Annotated in this window: 2 protein-coding genes; one reads left to right on the forward strand and one right to left on the reverse strand. The window is 47.5% G+C overall.

Going from position 1 to position 2,658, the window contains the following annotated elements:
* Positions 1 to 1,125 (reverse strand): AsmA family protein (locus tag WBV75_RS05055; protein ID WP_424119559.1); only part of this gene is annotated, 1,125 nt, incomplete at its 3' end.
* Positions 1,126 to 1,438: 313 nt separating this feature from the next.
* On the opposite strand from WBV75_RS05055, the gene WBV75_RS05060 reads away from it, so the two are divergent.
* The coding region (locus tag WBV75_RS05060) for an OmpP1/FadL family transporter (protein ID WP_424119560.1) at positions 1,439 to 2,658 on the forward strand (1,220 nt) is incomplete at its 3' end.

The raw sequence follows: 2,658 nt of genomic DNA on the forward strand, positions 1-2,658 counted from the left end.
GTCTTCCGCAATGATAAAGGATAGCGTATCTGCCTCAATTTCAATAAGCCCGTTGTCGAGGGAACCTTTGAAATCGATAAAAATCTCCTCAACGGGGACCGGGGCATCCCGGTATTTCAGCTTTCCATCCCGGAAGTCCAGTTCCAATGCTATTCGAGATTCTTCCAGGGTATCCCTGCGAGAATTGTTCAGGCCACTCATATGCAGATTGGCGTCTACCATACCGTCAACCTCGGCCTTATCCCTCCATTGTACATATTGCTCGGGCAGGAGGGAAATTATATCCTTTAAATGACTCCCCTCTGTCCTGATGTCCACCTGATACCTGTATCCATCGGGGTCAAAATCGATACTCCCGGTCAATGCAAGTTCCAATTCATTGATTTGCAAGTCATTTTTTTCAAACTGCAGGGAAACTGCATTATCGTTGTAGACGGAAGAAATGTTGGCCGTTAAGTGCTTGTTCTTAAGATACTCAACATCCTGGAAGGTTACATCTACACTGTCGATCTCAAAGCGGGATCCCAACTCGAGCTTCCCGTTTTGAAAAGTGCCGGCCCCGTCGTAACTAAAACCCCGGGTACTGATATCAATTCCCCGTAATCGGTCAATATAGCTGAGGTCTGCCTCCTCAATTCGAATGCGATCCAGGGTAACGATAGTCTGGGCAGTTGAGTCCGAAGTATCGGGGTCCTCACCGGTGTCCTTAAAGATTGCATAATTTGATCGTCCGAAACGGTCAGACTTAAAAGACACCACTGCATTTTCCAGATCGATTTCGTCTATTTTCACCTCCCGGGTAAAAAGCAGTCTCCAGAGGCTGATAGAGAAAACCAAACTCTCTGTTTTAAGCAAGGGCTCCCCTGAAAAGGGTTGAGAACCCATAATTTCTGCATCCTCCATACTCAGTGTCAGGGAGGGAAAATGACGAAAAAATGTAGCCCGGGTATCCTTAAACCGGAGTTCCGTGGTCAGGTAATCCGAGGTGATATCGGTCACTTTTTCAGCGATATAGTTGTGGAAAAGAATGGGGAAAAAGATCAGGAACACTGCGGAGAATACCAGTATCCCCCCAAATATTTTACCTGCTAAAACCCACTTTTTCCGCCCCGACTTACCGGCCATAAACTGTCAATTTCAAGGTTTGAATATTAAAGATGGAGAAGATATTAAAAATTAAAGATATAGAACCCATTTACCGTCCACCTATAGTCCTGGATCTACCTGTATTTTTTCTGTAAACCGGGCATAAGTGATCAAGCACCTTGCTTAAAAGTGTGTTAGTGTAAGTGCATTTTATTAGGACTAAAATTATGATTTTTATCATAAGTGAGGCCCGCTGTTTCCCCTACATTCGCACTAACAATCTATCTCAACTGCATAAAGCACCAGGCTTATCTATCGCATTTTAAAACCATGTTTATTAAACCGTACCGATATGAAAAATGTAGTCACTTTCTTATTCTTTTTATGCACAGTTTCCTGGGGATTCGCTCAGGCAGGGCACATCATGCAGGGTGTGGGATCTGTCAATATGTCCATGGGTGGCGCCGCCACCGGGCAACCGTTGGATATCTCGGGGGCCCTTCAGTGGAATCCGGCAGCGATCACCGTTTTTGATCAGAACCAGATCCGCCTCGACGTAGGTTTGTTCTTTTCCTCCCCGGAGCTGAGTTCAACAGTTCCTGAATTCGATTCCTCGGGCCAACCCACAGGTAATTTCTTCAGTGGAACTACCAAAGATGACCGGGGACTGTCTCCTCTTCCCGCCCTTGCCTATAAGGTCGGATCGACCTCCAGACACCATTTTGGATTTTCCGCCTTTGGGATCAGTGGATTTGGGGTGACCTTTCCGGAAAGTAGTACCAACCCAATCAATATGCCCCAGGAAATGGGAGGTTTTGGAAGGGTAGAATCCAATTACAGCTTATTCCAGGTAGGGGCGGCTTATGCGTATGAGCTCTCTGAAAAATTCTCTATTGGGGTGCAGCCCACCTTTAATTTCGCATCTCTGGACCTGATGCCGAACCCTACAGCAAACCCCACGCAGGCAGGATATCCCAGTACTGATGGCGCCTCCACTGCCTTCGGTTTTGGAGCCCAGTTTGGAGTATTTTACGATTCCGGGGCCGGTTTCAAGGCAGGAGCTGCCTATAAGACCCCTCAGACCTTCGGGGATTTTGAATTTGACAATGTCTACCTGGACGGTAGTACAGGCACCAACTCCTTCAACCTGGACTATCCGTCTATCCTGTCCTTTGGCGTAGGATATAGCACAGGTGCTTTTGACCTGGCCCTCGACTACCGCCTGGTCAATTATGAAAATACCGACGGCTTTGAAGCAGTTGGCTGGACACCGACCGGGTCCGTGGCCGGATTCGGGTGGGAAAACATCAATATTATTTCGGCAGGGGTACAGTACAGCGGTATAAACCGACTCCCTTTAAGACTGGGCTACACCTATAGCTCTAATCCCATACAGGATGAACTGGCCTTTTACAGCGTGCCCGCTACGGCAATTATTAAGAATGCCTTCCAATTCGGCCTTGGCTATGAGATCAGTGATAAGTTTGAGATCGACGGTGTGTTCCACTTCGGTTCTTCAGGTGATGCCACTTCCGGCCCGCTGCTCAACCCACAGTTTGCGCAGAATTTCCC

The sequence above is a fragment of the Robiginitalea sp. genome, assembly GCF_049588695.1.
Taxonomy (GTDB): domain Bacteria; phylum Bacteroidota; class Bacteroidia; order Flavobacteriales; family Flavobacteriaceae; genus Robiginitalea.